General features: G+C 71.9%; 14 protein-coding genes and 1 pseudogene. 4 read left to right on the forward strand and 11 right to left on the reverse strand.

Translation table 11 applies throughout. The annotated features are described in order from the left end of the window. The first annotated feature begins 16 nt into the window (after window positions 1-16). Window positions 17-598: an isochorismatase family protein gene (locus ACGFYY_RS31685; RefSeq protein ID WP_393714668.1), complete on the forward strand. Its 582-nt coding sequence runs from the start codon at window positions 17-19 to the stop codon at window positions 596-598. Window positions 599-723: 125 nt separating this feature from the next. Next, a complete protein-coding gene (locus tag ACGFYY_RS31690) occupies window positions 724-2,709 on the forward strand; it encodes an NAD-binding lipoprotein (protein ID WP_393714670.1) in 1,986 nt (661 codons plus the stop codon). 28 nt (window positions 2,710-2,737) lie between these two features. Here the strand turns inward: ACGFYY_RS31690 and ACGFYY_RS31695 are convergent, their stop codons facing one another. Together ACGFYY_RS31695 and ACGFYY_RS31700 are read right to left on the reverse strand one after the other, a co-directional pair. After that, window positions 2,738-4,699: a flavin monoamine oxidase family protein gene (locus ACGFYY_RS31695; protein WP_393714672.1), complete on the reverse strand. Its 1,962-nt coding sequence runs from the start codon at window positions 4,697-4,699 to the stop codon at window positions 2,738-2,740. Between the two features lie 131 nt (window positions 4,700-4,830). Beyond that, a complete protein-coding gene (locus ACGFYY_RS31700; protein ID WP_393714674.1) occupies window positions 4,831-5,568 on the reverse strand; it encodes a carbonic anhydrase in 738 nt (245 codons plus the stop codon). 407 nt (window positions 5,569-5,975) lie between these two features. On the opposite strand from ACGFYY_RS31700, the gene ACGFYY_RS31705 reads away from it, so the two are divergent. Then, the gene (locus ACGFYY_RS31705; protein ID WP_393714676.1) at window positions 5,976-6,914 is read left to right on the forward strand and encodes an alpha/beta hydrolase; all 939 of its coding nucleotides are present in this window, start codon (window positions 5,976-5,978) and stop codon (window positions 6,912-6,914) included. A gap of 28 nt (window positions 6,915-6,942) precedes the next feature. Here ACGFYY_RS31705 and ACGFYY_RS31710 read toward each other — a convergent pair whose 3' ends face one another. Both ACGFYY_RS31710 and ACGFYY_RS31715 read right to left on the reverse strand, forming a co-directional pair. Beyond that, the gene (locus ACGFYY_RS31710) at window positions 6,943-8,760 is read right to left on the reverse strand and encodes an ABC transporter ATP-binding protein (RefSeq protein ID WP_393714678.1); all 1,818 of its coding nucleotides are present in this window, start codon (window positions 8,758-8,760) and stop codon (window positions 6,943-6,945) included. Window positions 8,761-8,929: 169 nt separating this feature from the next. Next, window positions 8,930-10,087 (reverse strand): agmatine/peptidylarginine deiminase, encoded by a 1,158-nt coding sequence (locus ACGFYY_RS31715; protein WP_393714680.1) that lies wholly within the window; start codon window positions 10,085-10,087, stop codon window positions 8,930-8,932. A gap of 158 nt (window positions 10,088-10,245) precedes the next feature. On the opposite strand from ACGFYY_RS31715, the gene ACGFYY_RS31720 reads away from it, so the two are divergent. Further along, window positions 10,246-10,914: a TetR/AcrR family transcriptional regulator gene (locus tag ACGFYY_RS31720; protein WP_393714682.1), complete on the forward strand. Its 669-nt coding sequence runs from the start codon at window positions 10,246-10,248 to the stop codon at window positions 10,912-10,914. A 9-nt stretch (window positions 10,915-10,923) separates the two neighbouring features. On the opposite strand, the gene ACGFYY_RS31725 is transcribed toward ACGFYY_RS31720, so the two are convergent. The 7 genes and pseudogenes from ACGFYY_RS31725 to ACGFYY_RS31755 form a co-directional block, all read right to left on the reverse strand. Continuing rightward, complete coding sequence (locus ACGFYY_RS31725; RefSeq protein ID WP_393714684.1) at window positions 10,924-11,748, reverse strand: ABC transporter ATP-binding protein; 825 nt, start codon at window positions 11,746-11,748, stop codon at window positions 10,924-10,926. Further along, entirely contained in the window at window positions 11,738-12,769 is a 1,032-nt protein-coding gene (locus ACGFYY_RS31730) for an ABC transporter ATP-binding protein (protein ID WP_393714686.1), read from the reverse strand. Before ACGFYY_RS31730 ends, ACGFYY_RS31725 begins: the two co-directional genes overlap by 11 nt. Continuing rightward, a complete protein-coding gene (locus ACGFYY_RS31735; RefSeq protein ID WP_393714688.1) occupies window positions 12,766-13,620 on the reverse strand; it encodes an ABC transporter permease in 855 nt (284 codons plus the stop codon). Before ACGFYY_RS31735 ends, ACGFYY_RS31730 begins: the two co-directional genes overlap by 4 nt. Next, complete coding sequence (locus ACGFYY_RS31740) at window positions 13,617-14,579, reverse strand: ABC transporter permease (protein WP_393714690.1); 963 nt, start codon at window positions 14,577-14,579, stop codon at window positions 13,617-13,619. The genes ACGFYY_RS31735 and ACGFYY_RS31740 overlap by 4 nt, the downstream gene beginning before the upstream one ends. Then, window positions 14,576-16,249 carry an ABC transporter substrate-binding protein gene (locus tag ACGFYY_RS31745; protein ID WP_393714692.1) on the reverse strand — a complete coding sequence of 558 codons (1,674 nt, stop codon included), beginning with the start codon at window positions 16,247-16,249 and terminating at the stop codon, window positions 14,576-14,578. The genes ACGFYY_RS31740 and ACGFYY_RS31745 overlap by 4 nt, the downstream gene beginning before the upstream one ends. Before the next feature lie 87 nt (window positions 16,250-16,336). Continuing rightward, window positions 16,337-17,350, reverse strand: coding sequence for an agmatine/peptidylarginine deiminase (locus tag ACGFYY_RS31750; protein ID WP_393714694.1), 1,014 nt, complete (start codon window positions 17,348-17,350; stop codon window positions 16,337-16,339). A 106-nt stretch (window positions 17,351-17,456) separates the two neighbouring features. Continuing rightward, window positions 17,457-17,831, reverse strand: a pseudogene (locus ACGFYY_RS31755) (urease subunit alpha); the annotation flags it as partial.

A 17,831-nucleotide genomic window follows, 5' to 3' on the forward strand; every position in this document is an offset into this window, starting at 1 on the left:
TGTCGGAGGAGACCTCATGACCGCCGCACCTCACCGCCTGACTCTCGGCGGGGACACCGCCCTGGTGCTCATCGACCTCCAGACGGGGATCCTCGACCTCCCCACCGCGAAGCCCACCCCCGAGATCCTGGAGAAGGGGATCGCGCTGGCCGAGGCGTTCCGCGCGCACCGACTGCCCGTGGTCCTGGTCAAGGTGGCGTGGTCCCCGGACGGCGGTGACCTGCCCACCGCGAACGTGGACCGGCCCGGTCCGGCCGCCGCCCCGCCCGCCGCGTTCTCCGAGATCCCGCCCGAGCTGGCCGCCCTCGGGGACGTGGTCGTCACCAAGCGCCACTGGGGCGCCTTCACCGGTACCGAGCTCGACCTCCAGCTGCGCCGCCGCGGCATCCACCACATCGTGCTGGCCGGCATCTCCACCAGCGTCGGCGTCGAGTCCACCGCCCGTACGGCGTGGGAGCTCAGCTACGACCTGGTCTTCGCGGAGGACGCCACCGCCGACACCGATCCCGACTCGCACGCCCACACCTTCGGCAAGATCTTCCCGCGCATCGGCAAGGTCAGCACCACGGCCGAGATCGTCGCGGCCCTGGAGCCCTGACCGGCGCCGGGCGTACGTGGAGGCGTGGGCGTGCAGGGACGTGGACATCGGCGTGGGCGTGGGCGGTTCACCCGTAACCGAGCGGCCTCCCGTGGGTTAGCAGCGCGGAAGACGAGGGAGTTCTCATGGCGCAGCGGCACACGACGACCTTGAGGCTGCGCCTGCGGTACCGGTTCGACAATCTGATGGCCGGGGGAACCGCCGCACTCATCGGCTGGTTCGCCCTGGCCTGCCTCGCCGTCGTGGTTCCGGCGAGCACGGTCCTCGTCTGGGCCGACCGAGCCGCCCCGGCGACGCTCTCCGGCCGGCTCGCCGCCGTATGGGTCAGCGTCGGGCAGACCCTCAAGATCGGTGGCGCGGTCGGCTCCCCCCTCTACGTACTGGCCTCCGTGGCACTCGCGCTGGTCGCCCTGCTGTTCGTGTCCACGCTGGTCGGTCTGATCACCACCGGCATCAACGGGCGCATCATGCTGCTTCGCCGCGGCCACTCCACCGTGCTGGAGTCCGGGCACACCGTCCTGCTGGGCTGGTCGGACCAGATCTTCCCGGTGGTCGGGGAGTTGGTGGCCGCGAACGCCAACAGGCGCAGGTCGACCATCGCCGTTCTCGCGCCGAAGGACAAGGTGGAGATGGAGGACGAGATCTCCACCTCCACGTCCGTCGCGGGCGCCGGTACCCGCACCGGCACCGGTACCGGCAGGACCCGGATCATCTGCCGCAACGGCCGCACCACCGACCCCGCGGAGCTGGCCCGGGTGAGCCCGCGGACCGCGAAGGCGGTCCTCGTCCTACCCCCCGAGGGGGATGCCGGTGACGCCCAGGTGGTCAAGACCCTGCTCGCCCTCGACGCGGCGGTCCCCGAGCCCGGTGGGGCGGTGGTGGTCGCCGCCGTGCGCGACACCCGCAACCATCTCACCGCCCGACTGGCCGCCGGGTCCGCCGGGCACGTCCTGTGCGTCGACGACATCATCGCCCGACTCCTCGTCCAGACCGCCCGCGAGCCCGGCCTGTCCCTCGTCTACCAGGAACTGCTCGACTTCGCGGGCGACGAGTTCTACACCGCCGCCGCCCAGGGCCTCGCCGGACGCACCTTCGGCGAGGCCCTGTCGGCGTTCACCACGTCCTCGGTGGTCGGTCTGCTGCGCGCCGACGGCGGTGTCGCGCTCAATCCGGACCCCGGTACGCCGATCGGCGCGGACGACCGGATCATCCTCATCTCCGAGGACGACGACACGGCCGTCCCGGCGGACGCCTCCGCGTACGTCGACGAGGACGCGATCGTCGTGGCCCGCCCCCGGACGCCCGAGGCCGAACGACTGCTGCTCCTCGGCTGGAACCGGCGCGCGCCGCTCGTCGTGGAGCAGCTCGACCAGTTCGTCGGCCCCGGGACCATGTTGGACGTCGTCTCGCTCGCCGACGTCGTGCGGATGCGTGGCGCCTTCGGCGTCGCGAAGCAGCGCGGCCACCTCGAAGTGGCCTTCCACAGCGGGGACATCACCGATCCCGAGCTGCTGGCCAAGCTGGACGTGCCCTCGTACGACAGTGTGATCGTCATCGGCGAGACGGGCCACGAGCCCGTCCCCCACCGGCCGACGTCGCCGCCCGCCCACCTGATCGACCTCGGCCTCGCTCCGGAGACCGGGACGGAGACGGACGACCGGACGCTGGTCACCCTGCTGCACCTACGGGCGATCGGGGAGGCGGCGGGGCGGGAGCTGTCGCTCACCACCGAGATGTCCGACGACGGCAACCGGCTGCTGGCGCCCGCCCGGGCCGGCGCGGACTTCATCGTCAGCGGCCGGCTGATCAGTCTCCTCATGACCCAGATCTCCGAGAGCCCCTATCTGGCCGACGTCTTCGCGGAGTTGTTCGAGGCGGAGGGGAACGAGCTCCACCTGAAGCCGGTGACGGACTACGTGCGCACCGATCGCGAGGTGACGTTCGCGACCCTGGTCGAGTCGGCGCGGCGGCGCCGCGAATGCGCGGTCGGCTACCGGCTGCGCGCCGAGGTCGCCGTGGGCCCGGCGTACGGGGTACGACTCAATCCGGACAAGGGGCGGCGGGTCCGCTTCGGCGAGCACGACTGGCTGATCGTGCTCGCCGAGAGCTGAGAGCCCGCCGACCGGTGGCCACCGCCGGTCAGAGCGTCGCGTGGACCTCCAGGGCGGTGCGTACCGCCGACTCCAGGGCTCCCTCGATCCACGCCGGCTTGATGGAGGTGTGGCAGCCGGCGAAGTGCAGGTTGCCCTCGGCCTCGCGGACGTGGGGGAAGAGTTCGGTGTGCTGGCCGGGCAGCAGCACGGAGGCCTCGCCGTAGGCGTACGGGTCACGCATCCAGGACTGGGTGCGCCCGACGCCGGTGTAGAACACCTCGATCCGCTGCCCGAACACCTCCTGCACCCCGGCGAGCGCGCGCGGGTAGCGCTCCTCGTCGTCCAGGGAGTCCCACTTCAGGGCGTCGTCCGACCAGCTGTAGGAGGCGAGCACGACCCCGCCCGCGCTGCCCTCGACGGGGTAGGAGGGCTGGAACATGAAGCGGTTGGGATTGTCGGTGGCCGAGCCGCCGCCGACGACGTGGGCCGCCTCGGGCTGGTCCCGGGTGACCGCGCGGCAGGCTGCGTAGTGCGCCCGCTGACCGCCGGAGATGCCGCGGTCGGACACGGAGGAGTGCGCGCCCAGCAGCGTGCCGTCCGTCGGGGTCTGCCCGAGCTGGTACCCGCGGTACAGGCCGGGCTTGATCGCCTCCAGCTCGCGCTTCCAGTCGGCCTCGTCGAACTCCCACCAGCGGCGGCTGAATTCCAGCAGGACCTTGGTCGCCGCGTCGTAGTGCAGCTCGGTGATCGCGCGCCGCTTGCCGTACGAGAGCGCGGGCGCGACCGGGATGTGGCGCAGCCCGGAGAAGGGCACCGTGATGATCGCCGTGTCGCCGGTGAAGGTCTCGCGCCGTACGGGGCCGCCGCCGCGGCCCTCGGAGACGGTCTCGACGGCGACCCCGTCCTCCCCGTGGGTGATGCGGGTGGCGCGGCGGTCGAGCCGGACGAGGTCGTCGACGCGGGCGTAGAGGGCGTCGACCAGGGTGGCGGTGCCGCCGGGCAGTTCGAAGAAGGCGGTGTCCGGGCTGATCAGCGAGGCCCCGATGAAGCTGTGCACGAAGGCGAGGTGCAGGCGGGAGGTGAGGTTCTCGACGGTGCCGATCAGGTCGATCGTCCGCTCGTCGAGCTTCGCCTCCTCGGTCAGATAGCGATACATCGACATGTGCCCGTAGCGCTGGATGACGCGCGCCCAGCCCTCGACGAGCTGCTTGTCCCGCTTGCCCTCGATCTCCTTGCGGACGGGGGCGAAGGCGTTGCGGACGATCTGCGCGGCGGGCACGCCCTCGTAGGCGGCCGGGACCCCGAAGGACTTGTTGAGGGCCTGCGGGTTGCGCGCGTAGTCGGCCCGGCGGACGCGGATGCCGTTGACGTAGATCCACGTACGGTAGGCGGGGCGGCCGGAGCCGTCGACGTCGACGAGGTGGAAGCGCCTGCGCTTCAGGCCGAGGCTGTCGATCAGTCCGGTGACCAACGGGTGGCTGTCGGGAATGCGCATCGCGCCGGCCTCGGCGTACTGCTTGGGGTCGGCGAAGGGAGCCGCGGACCTCTCGTGGCCGCCGGTGCGGAAGGTCTTGATCCGCCCGCCCACCCGGTTGCCGTTGGCCTCGATGACGGTGACCTGGTGTCCGGCCTCGCGCAGCAGGTGGGCGGCGGTGAGCCCAGCGGGGCCGGCCCCGACGATCAGCACCTTCTTGCGGGTACGGGACCGGGGCAGGCCGTTCTTCAGCAGGATGTCGGAGTAACGGGGCACCAGGGGCTCGTCGTCCTCGTCGCGTACGAGGACGGCCCGGGCGATCGTGAGGCAGGTCTCCCAGTCGGGGCGCGCGGAACCCGAGGACGCCGGCGGGGTCCCGGCGGACGCGGCCGCGACCGACAGCGCGCCGACTCCCGCGACGGCGGCCGCGCCGGCGATGACGGTACGGCGGGAGGGGCGACGGGAGGACGCGGGCGCGGGCTCGCCGGAGGGGCCGGGCGTGGGATCGGGCGCCGGCACGGGTTCGATGATCATGCACCAACTCTCCCGGCCCGCAGGTGCCTTGAGCTCCCAAAGCCGCCCGGGTGGGAAACAATCACCCGGACGTGGGGTTCGGGCCTCACGGTGCTGACGAACGGGGATACGGGCCGCGCCGGAAGGGCCGGTCAGCCGAGCCGGCGCACCCGCTGGCTGGTGAGTTCGTAGCGGGCCCCGACGACGGCCAGCTCCCCGGCCGCGACCTTGGCGGCGAGCTCGGGTTCCGCGGCGAGCCGCGCCCGCACCAGCTGGACGTTCGCGGTGATCGCCGCGTCGATCCGCGCGGCCCCGCGCAGGGTGTGGTCGATCGCCGGGTGGATCTGATCGACCAGGTACTGCATGTGGCCCGGCAGCGCGGGCCCGCCCTCGTCGGCCCGGACGGCCGCCGCGACCGCCCCGCAGGACTGGTGGCCCAGGACGACGATCAGCGGGATGCCGAGTTCGAGGACCCCGTACGCGATGCTGCCGAGCACCGCCTCGTCCAGGACCTCACCGGCCGACCGAACCGTCAACAGGTCGCCGAGGCCTTGGTCGAAGACCAGCTCCGGGGGGACGCGGGAGTCGACGCAGCCGAGGACGACGGCGAAGGGGTGCTGGCCGCCGACCAGCGTCTGCCGTACGGTCCGCGTCTCGTCGGGGTGCCGCTCGTGCAGACTGCGCCAGCGCGCGTTCCCCGTCTCCAGTTCCCGGAGCGCGGATGCGGGGCCGGCGGGCCGGACCCTCCCGGGGCCCCCGGCGACGGGGTCCTCCGGGGGACGGGGGGAACCGGCCACCAGTCCGGCTGCCAGGGCGACCGTGCCGGTCAGTACCACCCGGAGCAGCCGGCGCCGCCCCGGGCCGCCGCTCCCGTCCGTCTGGATGCTCATATCAGTACAAACTATGCACATCCATCCCTGAAGCTTGGATGCCGCTCTCGGGCGGCACCCCTCAGCGGGGCGCCGGCAGCCGTGCGAGCACCACCCCGAGCCGCTCGCGCACCACCCCTTCGTCGGTGATGATCCCGTCCGCGCCGACCGTACCCCGGTCCACCGGGAGGCTCTGAGGAGGACGAGGCGCCGGCCCTCCTCCTCGAACACCGGCCCGCCGAACCCGCAGCCGCCGGCCTCTCGGTGACTCCAGCCGCCGACGGGTTCGTCCCGACGGGCGCGGGGATGTACCCCGGCCGCCGCATCTGCGTCCGCTTCGGTGGGGGCGCCGGTCGGCGCGGGATCGGCCTCGGAACCGCGACGGTTGTCGGGTGATCGGGTGGGCGGGGGGCGTGAGGATGGGTGGCATGGATCCCGAACTCGAAGCATTCGTGCCCCTCCTTCCCCGGACCGACCTGAACGACCCGGTCTCCGCGCGCAAGGCCCTCGCCGCGCCGGCCGCCTCGCGGCCGGCTCCGGACGCCTCGGGGCCGGCTCCGGACGCCTCGGGGCCGGCTCCGGACGCCTCGGGGCTGGAGATCGAGGACCGCACCGTCCCCGGTGGTCCGGGCGTGCCGGTGCGGATCTACCGACCGCACCGGGCCCAGGGGGCCGTCGTCTGGCTGCGTGGCGGCGGGTTCGTCTTCGGCGACCTGGAGACCGAGCACCCGTGGGCCTCCCGGATCGCGATCGGCTCGGGCGCGGTGGTGATCTCGGTGGACTACCGCCGCTCCCCCGAGCACCCGTTCCCGGCAGCCCTGGACGACGCCTACGCCGTACTGGCCTGGGCGCACGAGCACGCGGCCGAACTCGGCGTCGATCCGGCCCGGATCGCGATCGGCGGCCACAGCGCCGGCGCGGGGATATCGGCCGCGGTGGCCCTGCTGGCGCGCGACCGGCAGGGGCCGCCGATCCGCCTCCAGTTGCTCAACGAACCGCTGCTCGACGACCGGCAGGAGACGTGGTCGCAGCGGAACTTCACCGATACGCCCTGGCACGACCGCGACAGGATCTCCCTGATGTGGCGGCACTACCTGGGCTCCGGGCAGGCCACCCCGTACGCCGCTCCGGCGCGGGCCACCGATCTGTCGGACCTGCCGCCCGCCTATATCGCCGCCGCGGAGTTCGACCCGCTGCGCGACGAGGACATCGAGCACGCGGTGCGCCTGATGCGGGCGGGCGTACCGGTCGAGCTGCACCAGTGGCCCGGTACCTTCCACGGGTCTCAGGCGATCACGTCGGCCGAGGTGTCGCAGCGGCAGAGCGCCGCGCTCGTCGGCGCCCTGCGCCGGGCCCTGGCCCCGTAGGGCGGGCCCGGCCCGGCCGGCCCCGCGGTCAGTGGAGGTCGGAGCGCACGGCGGAGGTGTCGTCGAAGAAGCCTCCCGACTGGTGCTGCCACAGCTTCGCGTAGGCGCCCTCCGAGGCGAGCAACTCCTGGTGCGTGCCGTGCTCGACGATGCGTCCGCGGTCGAGGACGACGAGTTGGTCCATGTGCGCGACCGTACTCAGCCGGTGCGCCACCACGAGGGCCGTCCGGCCTTCCATGAGCCGCCACAGCGCCTCCTGGACGAGGATCTCGCTCTCCGAGTCCAGGGCGCTGGTCGCCTCGTCGAGCAGCAGGATCGGGGCGTCGCGCAGGATCGCCCGGGCGAGCGCGACGCGCTGGCGCTGTCCGCCGGACAGCTTGACGCCGCGCTCGCCCACCATGGTGTCGAAGCCGTCGGGCAGGGCGTCGGTGAACTCGGTGACGTGCGCCGCCTCGGCCGCGCGGCGGATCTCGGCCTCGGTGGCGTCGGGTCGGGCGAAGGCGATGTTGTCCCGCAGGGTGCGGTGGAACATCGCCGGGTCCTGCGGGACGTAGGCGATCAGACTGCGCAGGTCGGCCTGGCGCAGTCGGGTGATGTCCTGGCCGCCGATCAGGATCCGGCCGGACTCGATGTCCGTCATCCGCATCAGCAGCCGGGTGAGCGTGGTCTTGCCGCCGCCGGACCGGCCGACGAGGCCGATCTTCGTGCCGCCGGGCACGCTCAGGTCGAGGCCGTCGAAGAGCGGCTTGCCGCCGCCGTGGGCGAAGGTGACCCGCTCGAAGCGGACCTCGGAGGACTCGGGCCGTAGCGGCTCGGGCGACGTTGGGTCGACCACGGTCGGCGGAGTGAGCAGCAGTTCGGTGAACTGGGCGGCCTCCGTCATCGAGCTCTCCAGCCGGCGGTAGATCTGGTTGAACTCGAACATGATCCGCGTCGCACTGGCGTAGTAGGTGAAGGCGACGATGACCGCCTCCACGCCGTGCTCTCCCCCGCCGAGCGTGACGGCGAGCAGCAGGCCCAGCGCGTTGGTCAGTACGGACATGGGCGCGACCAGCGTGTCGATGCGCAGGTTGCCGTAGTCCCAGGAGCGCAGGGTGAGCCGGCGCGACTCGGCGACGCGCGAACGGTGTTCGGCCGCCTCGCGTTCCTCGGCGGCGAAGGCCCGGACGGTGTCCATGTTCATGAGGCTGTCGGCGACGTGGCCCGACACCCGGGCGATGGCCTCCTCGCGCTGGGCGACGAGTCCTTGGCGGCGTCGGATCAGCGGCGCCACGCCCAGCGCGGTCACGGCGATCATGACCAGGAGTCCGGCCACGAGCAGCGGGTCGTACTGCCACAGCACCACGGAGGCGAACACCAGCGGTACGAAGCTGCCCATGACCGAGAAGGTCAGGGTGTCGACGAACTCCTCGAAGCGGGAGGCGAAGCCCAGCACCCGCTTGGTCAGCGAGCCGGCGAAGTTGTCGTGGAAGAACGCGGCGTCCTTGGCGAAGAGTTCGTCCATGCCGACGACGTAGAGGTGCTCGATGCCGCGGGCGTCGAGGCGGTTGAGGCAGTGCAGGCCGAGGCGCCACAGCGTCTCGGCGAGGAGTAGGACGCCGGCGAAGGCGAGGACGTACGGCAGCATCGCGTCGACGGTGGCGCTGCCGCCCCCGGCGATGCGGCCGACGAGCTTGGCGACGATGAGGGGCGCGATGTAGTTGATGCCGATGTTGCCCAGCGCCGGGAGCAGCATCGCGGGTGCGGTCAGCCGTCGGAGGCGGACCAACTCCCGTCCGTAGTAGCGAAGTGCGAGCAGTACCGGGCCCTTGCCCGGTCGTTTTTCGGGCGGTTCAGGCGTTCCCATGACAACCCTGTGCGTTCGTGTGCGGACGGCTTGCAGGAACCGAAGTGTCCCGTGGCGGCCTTCGCGCGGTCCAAGGCTTTTCCCGAATGGCGGTATCTCGTACCCGTTCGTGCCCGGGAACGGGGCAGGGCCGTTCCGGAGCGCTCCGGAACGGCCCCGTGGTCCTCGGTTACGGGACGGGCTGCTGCTGGGTGACGCAGTGGATCCCGCCGCCGCCGGTGCCGAGCCGGTCGATGTTCAGCTGCTCGATGGTGCGGCCGGGGTAGAGCCGGGCCAGGGTGGCCTTCGCCGCGGTGTCGGCGCGCGTGTCGCCGAAGTGGGCGGTGATGAGGGCGCCGTTGCACAGGTAGTAGTTGGCGTAGGAGGCGAGGAAGTCCGGGTTGGAGGAGCGGATCCTGTTGTAGTCGGGGCCTTGGATCCGGTCGACCGTCATGCGTGTGCCGTCGGCGGCGGTGGAGGTCGAGAGGATCTGGTACTGCTGGCGCGCGTCCTTGGCGTACACGTCGTTGTCCGAGGCCAGGGGCATCTGGACGGCGGCCCGGCCGGGGGCGAGGAAGCGCGAGGTCGCGTCGACGTGGTCGTCGGTGATGTCCTGGCCTTTGACGCCGTCGAACCAGATGACCTTGGAGGCACCGTAGGCGGCGAGCATGGCGGACTCGATCTGCGCCTGCGACTTGTCGGGATTGCGATTCTTGTTGATCAGGCTGCTGCGGGTGGCCATCAGGGTGCCGGCGCCGTCCTGTTCGATCGCGCCGCCCTCACCGACCAGGGCGGCGGCGGTGAAGGGGGCCCCGACGTAGGAGGCGATCCGGCCGGCGACCAGGTTGTCCCGGGAGTGGGCCTGCTTCTTGCCCCAGCCGTTGAAGTTGAGGCCGACGGCGTCCAGGCCGCCGGATCCGTTCGTGCGGAAGACGGGTCCCGTGTCGCGCATCCAGCAGTCGTCGACGGGGATGGTACTGATGACGGTGACGGTGGGGCCGCACATCGAGCGGGCCTTGGCCGCGCTGCCGGAGTTGGCGCAGAGGTGGACCGGCTCGTACTTGGCGATGGTGCGTGCGATGAGCGCGATGTCCTGCTGGACTCCGCCGAGCGTGTTGCCCCAGATGGCGGTGGAGTCGGGCCAGGCCATCCAGGTGCGGGTGTGCCGGACGTCCTCGATCGGCACCCGGAAGGCGCCCGCCGCCGTCGGTCGGGGCGCGGCCGCGGCCCCGGCCCGACCTTCGGTGGCCGCGAGCGCGGCCGCGGCGGCGGTGAGTCCCGCCGCGGCCAGGAATCGGCGTCTGCCCATGCCCTCGCCCGTGGGCCGGTTCACTGCGTGATCGTTCATGTGGGGGTTCCTCCGATGGCTCAACTCCCCGCGGGGACGGCGGGGTTGACCGGAAAGCTAAAACTGGCCAAGCGCTCGGTCAATAGTTAGGACGAGGCCATTCCGGTGGATCGTGGAAAGCCCCAGGTCGCGAGCCGAAGGCCGGCTAGAGTGACGCCATGGCAGCTGTCGCGAAGGACTCCGGGGACCGGCCGGCCGCTCCCCCCGCAAGGGCCGGCCGGCCACGGGCCTCGGCGAAGGGCGAACAGACCCGGGCACGACTGATCGCCGCCGCACGAACCCTGCTCGCGGGCGAGACGAGCGAGGGTTTCACCACCCGCAACGTCGCCGCGCTGTCCGGCGTTTCGCACGGAATGTGCCACTACCACTTCCAGGACCGGACCGATCTCGTCCTCGCGGTCATCGAGGACATCCGTCCGGAATGGATCACGCCGCTGGAAGCGGCGGTCCGCGCACCCGGACCCTTCGCCGAGCGCGCCGAACGGGTCGTCCACCTGCTCGGCCGGCCCGAGGGCTCCGAGCTCTCCCACCTCCATTCCGCCCTGCACTGGCAGGCGTTGAACGACGCCCGGGTCCGGGAGAGCCTGGAAGCCGAGTACCGACGCTGGCGCGCCTGCTTCGTCGACCTCTTCCAGGTCCTGGCCGACGAACGCGACGAAGGCGGCGCACGCGGCGCGGGCCTCGATCCGCGCTCCCTGGGACTGGCCGTGGCCGCCGCCGTCGACGGCCTGGCCGCCATGGACTCCCTCGGCGCCGACGGCGGTACGGAGCCGATCCTGCGGACCCTGATCCGTACCCTTGCCGCGGGAGCCGGATCCGGGGCGTGACCGGTCCCGCTACAGCGCCCGGCGGGCCGCGGCGATCGCCTCCGGGTCCCACCCCGGGCGGGGCACCGAGTCCAGCAGCAGCCGCGTGTACGGATGCCGGGGCGCGGCCAGCACCTCCGCCGTGGCGCCCGCCTCGATGATCCGGCCGTGCCGCATCACGACGATCTCGTCGGTCACGCACCGTACGACGCCCAGGTCATGGGTGATGAAGAGGTACCCGATGCCGGTCTGCTCCCTGATGTCCGCGAGCAGGTTGAGGATCTGCGCCTGTACGGAGACGTCGAGCGCGGCGACCGCCTCGTCCAGCAAGAGCACGGACGGCTCGACGGCCAGTGCGCGGGCGATGGCGACGCGCTGACGCTGGCCACCGGACAGCTGTCGAGGCAGGGCGTCGGCGGCACGGGGGCCCAGACCCACCTGGTCGAGCAACTCCCGTATTCGCCGGGCGTGGTCACGGCCCGGGAAGTGCAGGCGCAGCGTCTCGCGCAGGGCCGCCTCGACGCCGGTGCGCGGATCGAGGGAGAGGTACGGGTCCTGGAAGACCATCTGGACCTCACGGGCCCGGGCCAGGCGTCGCGTACGGCCACGGCCTTCGCCCCGCGCGGTCCGGCTCCGGCCGCCGACCAGGACCTCGCCCTCGTCGGCCCGCTCCAGGCCGACGATGATCCGCGCGGTGGTGGTCTTGCCGGAACCGGACTCCCCCACGATCCCCAGCGAGCCGCCTTCGGGGAGGACGAAGGACACGTCGTCGACGGCGCGCACGGCTCCGTAGGAGCGGCGCAGGCCCGTGACCTCCAGGACGTTGTCGGGCTGTCCAGGTGCGTTAGCGGGCATCGACGGTGCTCCCTTCGAGCCGGTCGCTGTGGTGGCAGGCGGCCAGGTGTCCCGGCCGGCCCGGGGCGGCCACCGGCAGGGGGACCTGCTGGTCGCAGACCTCCGTGGCCAGCGGGCAGCGGGCGGCGAAGGCGCAGCCGTTCAGGGCCTGACGCAGGTCCGGAGGCCGGCCCTCGATGGCGGCGAGCCGGCCGCGCGGGCCGCCCATCCGCGGGGTGGACGCCAGCAAGGCGGCCGTGTACGGGTGCCGCGGGCCCGCGAAGAGGGCCTCGGCGGGCCCGCTCTCGGCGATCCGGCCCGCGTACATGACGTAGACGCGGTCGCTGATGGCCGCCGCCAGGTCGAGGTCGTGCGTGACGAACAGCAGGCCGGTGCCGAAGCGGGCGCGGAGCCCGGCCAGCAGGGCGATGACCTCGGCCTGGGAGGTGACGTCCAGCGCGGTGGTGGGCTCGTCGGCCAGCAGGAGCACGGGGTCCCCCATGAGGGCGGCGGCGATCACCACGCGCTGGAGCATGCCGCCGGAGACCTGGCCGGGGTACTTGCGCATCACGGCCGGGTCCAGGCCCACCGCCCGCAGGAGTTCGGTGGCGCGCGCGGTCGCCTCGGCCCGGCCCAGGGCCCCGGTCAGTGTGGCGCTCTCGGTGAGGAAGTCCCCGATGCGGCGCAGCGGGTTGACGGCGGCGCGCGGGTCCTGGAAGACCATGGCCACGGCGGAGGCCCGTACCGTGCGCAGCCGGTCTGCGTCCATGGTGAGGACGTCCTCGCCGGCCACCCGTACGGCGCCTTCGACGACGGCTCCGGGTGGCAGCAGGTTGAGCGCGCTGCGCGAGGTGAGGCTCTTGCCGGAGCCGGACTCGCCGACGAGGGCGACGGTCTCACCTTCGGAGACGGTGAGGTCCACGCCGTCGAGGACGGGCCGGGCGGTACCGGGCAGGGTGATCCGCAGCCCTTGGACGTCGAGGGTGTGCACCGGTTTCGTGAGATGCGTCGGGGGGTTCGGGGTGCGGTGCGGCGTGCTCATCGGGACCTCCTGGCGACACGGTCGGCCCAGCGTTCGCCGACCACGTTGAAGGCGACCACGGTCAGCACGATGAAGGCGCAGGGCAGGATCGCGGACAGCGGGTAGCCGTGTTGGACGGCGGTCTGGCCGTCGAAGACCATGCGGCCCCAGTCGGGGGTGAGGGCGGGTACGCCGAGCCCGAGGAAGGACAGTCCGGCCAGGTCCATCAGGGCGTAGCCGAAGTTGATGGTGGACTGGGCGAGGACGACGGGGGCGATGTTGGGCAGGATGTGGCGCAGGCAGATCTGTAGCGCCGAGTGGCCCTGGACCCGGTAGGCGCTGACGTACGGGCGGGCCCGTTCGGCCAGGACCAGGGAGCGGGTGAGGCGGCTGACGTAGGGCAGGTAGGCCACGGCGAGGGCGATGACCGGGGCGAGCAGCCCCTCCCCGTAGATCGAGATGATCAGGATGGCCAGCAGCATGCCGGGAAAGGCGAAGACGAGCTCGGTGCTGCGGGAGAGCACGGAGTCGATCCAGCCGCCCCGCCAGGCAGCCGCGGTACCGATGGCGATGCCGGCGACGGTGGAGAAGGCGACGACGCCGAGCGGTCCCAGCAGTGAGGTACGGGCGCCCAGCAGCAGCCGGGAGAGGGTGTCGCGGCCGGCCGCGTCCACGCCGAGCGGGTGCGCGGCGGAGGGTGCGGCCAGGGCGTCGCCGAGGTCGACGGCGTTGGGGTCGTGGGGTACGAACCAGGGCGCGAGCAGAGCGGCGAGTACGACGACGGCGACGAGCACCAGACAGAGCAGGTGGAGCGGGGAGCCGGCGGCGCGGATCCGGGAGAGGCCGGGCCGGCGGGTCAGGACGGCGGTCATACGGCGGCGCTCCTCGTTCCGAGGGTGACCCTGGGGTCGATCAGGGGCAGCAGGAGGTCCACGATCAGGTTCACGATCATGAAGAGGGCGACGATGATCAGGGAGATCGCCTGGACGGTCGGGAAGTCCTTGGTGGTGGTGGACAGTTCGAGGAGCTGGCCGATGCCGCCGATGCTGAAGGCCGTCTCCACCAGGATGGTGCACACCAGCAGCGTGGAGACGATGAGGCCGCCGGTGGTCAGGACGGTGCCGAGCGAGTTGCGGAAGACGTGGCGCTTGATGACCTGGCGCTCGGGGACGCCCCGGCTGCGGGCGACGGTGACGTGGTCGCTGTCGAGGGCTTCGAGCATGGCGGAGCGGGTGACCCGGGCGAGCATGCCGATCAGGTAGAGCGCGAGGGCGACGGAGGGCAGCGTGAGGTGCCAGAGCATGTCTCCGAAGCCGCCGTCCCCCGCCCCGCTGCTGGGGAACCAGCCGAGGTTGACGGCGAAGAGGCCCTGGAGCAGGACCGCCGCGACGAAGGACGGGGTGCCGACGGCGAAGGTCGTGGTGACGAGGACGGCGAAGTCGGTGGCCCCGCCGCGGACGGCGGCGATCCGGCCGAGGAGGAGGCCGACGGCGACGACCACGGCGAGCGACATGGCGATGAGCATCAGGGTGGTGGGCAGCCGGTCGGCCAACAGCCGTGAGACGTCGGTGCGGTAGGTGATCGACCGGCCGAAGTCGCCTTGCAGGATGTCGCCCAGCCACCGGAGGTAGCGCATGAGGAAGGGGTCGTCCAAGTGGTACTGGGCGTTGATCGAGGCGAGGGCCTCCGGGGAGGCCGAGCGGCCGGCGAGCAGGAAGCTCGCCGGGTTGCCCGGTGCCAGGTACATGGCTCCGAAGACCACGAACGAGGCGGTCAGGAGGGTGGCGGCCATCTCCGCCACCCTCCGCAGCGCGAATCTGACGAAACTCACTGAGCGGCCCCCACGTCGGCGGCCCACGGGTAGTACATGTACGAGATGGTGGTGGGGGCGCCGGTGATGCGGTTGTTCATGAACAGCGCGGTGGGCCACTCGGCGACGGGGATCCACAGGAGTTGTTCCGAGGCGTGGTGCTGCAACTTCGCCTCGATGTCCATCCGCTGCTCCACCGGATAGACCGCGCTCGCCTGGTCGACGAGCTTGTCGTACTCGGGGTCGCTGTAGCCGGCGAAGTTCATGTACGCGCCGGTCCTGAAGTTCTGCAGCAGGTCGAGCGGGTCGGTGATCGAGTCGTAGTAGGTGAGCGGGAACATGTCGATGCCCTCGCGCGCCTGGGGGTCGGTGAACAGGGCGGTGAAGGCGTTCGGGGCGATCGTCTTCAGCTGGATGTCCAGGCCGATCTGCGTACCGGCCGCCTGGACGGCGGTGGCGAGGAGGGAGACGTCCTGGCCGATGGAGCTGGTGGCCACGGTGAGCGTCTTGCCGGTGGCGCCGGCCTCCTTGACCAGGGCCTTGGCCTGCTCGATGTCCGGGCCGGTGGGAGGCAGGCTGTCGAAGGCGGTCTTCAGGGTCCGCTCGGGGGCCGCGGCCCAGGCGGCTCGGGTGGTGAGGGAGTTGGTGACGGTGCCCGCTCCACCGAGGCCGGCCTTGACGAACCCGGAGCGGTCCAGCGCCAGGGACAGCGCACGGCGGACGCGGATGTCACCGAGCGGGCCCCGCATGTCGGTGACGTTGACGTTGACCGTGCTCAGGCCCTCGCCGAAGTAGAGGGTGCCGGTGCCGCTGTTCTTCAGGCGGGCGTAGCTCTCGGTCGGGATCAGGTATCCGCCGTCGACCTCTCCGCTGAGCATGGCGTTCGTCCGGGCGGAGGGGTCGGTCAGCACGCGGAAGACGGCCTTCTTCGACTTGGCCTTGGTACCCCAGTAGCCGTCGAAGCGCTCCAGCTCGATCGACTGGCCCTTGTTCCACGTGCCGAGCCTGAAGGGGCCGGTGCAGCCGAGGCCGCCCGTGGTGCCGTAGTCCTTGCCGGCCGCCTCGACGGTGGCCTTGGAGGCGACCACGCCGGCGGCGGTGGCCATGTACTGGGGGAACTGCGAGTCGGGCTTGTCGAGCTTGACGGTGACCTGGAGCGGGCCGCTCTTGGTGATCGAGGCCACGTTCTGGAACACCTGGGCCCAGGCGGCCGCGTTGTCGGGGTCCTTCTGGCGGCCGAGGCTGAAGACCACGTCGTCGGCGGTCATCTCCTTGCCGTCGTGGAAGCGCACGCCGGGGCGCAGGTCGTAGATCCAGGTGGTGGGGTCCGGGTTGGAGGCCTTCTGGGCGAGACCGGGCTCGGTGGTGAGGCCCGGGGTCCAGCGCATCAGGCTCTCGCACACGTTGGACAGGACGGTGTTCTGCGGGTAGTCGAAGGCCATCGTGTAGTCGAGGGTGGGCGGTTCGGCGTAGACGGCCCAGGTGAAGGAGTCGATCTCGCCGTGGGCCTCCGGCGTGGAGGCCGACAGCCTGACGTCGGTGACACCGCCGGCCTTCTCCTTCGGCGGTCCGGAGCAGGCCGCGAGCAGGGAGACGGCGGTCAGGGCGGCGGTCGCGGCCACGGCAACGGGGCTGAGCCGGCCGCGCCGGCGGCGGAAGGGTCTGCCGGTGCGGGGCGGGGTGGTGGTCATCGTCGCGCTCTCTATTCCGTGAGGGATGCGGGGGGAGGAGCGGGCGGACCGCCGGAGCGGTCCGCCGGGAGCGGCCGGTTTCCCGGGTCAGGCGGTGGTCCGCACCGCCGGGATCTGCTGGGTGATGCAGTGGACGCCGCCGCCGCCGAAGGCGATGGCCAGCGCCCGGACCCCGACGACCTTGCGGCCCGGGTAGGCCGTGGCGATCACGGCGAGGGCTTCCTCGTCCTGGGGCACTCCGGCGACCGGGACGACGACGCCGCCGTTGGCGACGTAGTAGTTGAGGTACGACACCTCGATCTCGCCGTCGGCCAGGTCGGCGAAGGCGGTCTGCGGGACCTCGATGATCTCCAGGCGGCGGCCGCGGGCGTCGGTGGTGGCCTCCAGCACGGCGCGGTTCGCGCGCATCCGGGCGTGGTCGGGGTGGTCCGGGTCGGCGGGCAGGGAGATGACGACCGTGCCGGGGGCGGCGAAGGCGCAGACGCCGTCGACGTGACCGTCGGTCTCGGTGTCGAGCAGGCCGCCGTACGGGAGCCAGATGACCTTGGTGACGCCCAGCCGGGACTTCAGCTCGGCCTCGATCAGGTCGCGGTTCATGCCGGGGTTGCGGTTGGGGTGCAGGAGGCACTGCTCGGTGGTGATGAGCGTGCCCTCGCCGTCGACGGTGACGGCCCCGCCTTCGAGGATCATGTCGGAGGGGATGCGGTCGACCCCGAGGTGCTCCAGCAGCAGGCCGCTGATCCGGTCGTCCGCGTCGAACGGGTGGTGCTTGCGGCCCCAGGCGTTGAAGCGGAAGTCCACCCCGGCGCGGTTGCCGTCACCGTCGAGGACGAAGAGCGGGGCGGAGTCGCGGAACCAGGAGTCGTCGAGCGGCAGCTCGATGACGGTGACGCCGCCGCCGCACAGCGCGCGGGCGTCCTCGCCGAAGCCGGGCGGGGCGACCATGGTCACGGGCTCGAACGCGGCGATGGCGCGGGCGACATTCGCGTACTCCTCCTTCACCACGCTGAGCACGCTGCCCCACAGGTCCTCGCGGGTGGGCCAGGCCATCAGGCAGCCGTCGTGCGGGGACCACTCGGCGGGCATACGGAAATCGGTCATCGGATGTCTCATTTCTTGCGTGTGAGGGAGTCTTCCATTCGACTGAAAATTCAGTCAAGAGCGAAGGTGAGGCAAGGGAGGGAGCGTGGAGGACTGGAGGAAGCGGCTAGAGGAAGTAGAGGCGGTTCAGGGTGACCTGCTGGGCCGGCTCGGAGCGCAGGGGTTCGCCGTCGAGCGTCACGAGCCCGGTCCGGGCGTTCACGTCGACCTCGCCGAGGCGGCTGTTGCCGACCATGTCCTTCGGCCCGATGCCGCGGGTGCCGCGTACGGCGACCCGTCGGCGCCTGGTGATCAGGCCCCCGGAGGTCCCCGACTCGACGGCGGCGCCGCTGACGAAGGCGACCGAGAGGTCGGCCGGGGCAGCGCCGTGCGCACCGAAGAGGGGTCCGAGGACGAGCGGTTCGCAGGTGTCGGTGGCGGCGTTGGGGTCGCCGGTGACTCCGTAGGCCGGGAAGCCGGACTTGAGCACGAGCTGGGGCTT

Source organism: Streptomyces sp. NPDC048331 (assembly GCF_043201215.1).
Taxonomy (GTDB): Bacteria; Actinomycetota; Actinomycetes; order Streptomycetales; family Streptomycetaceae; genus Streptomyces.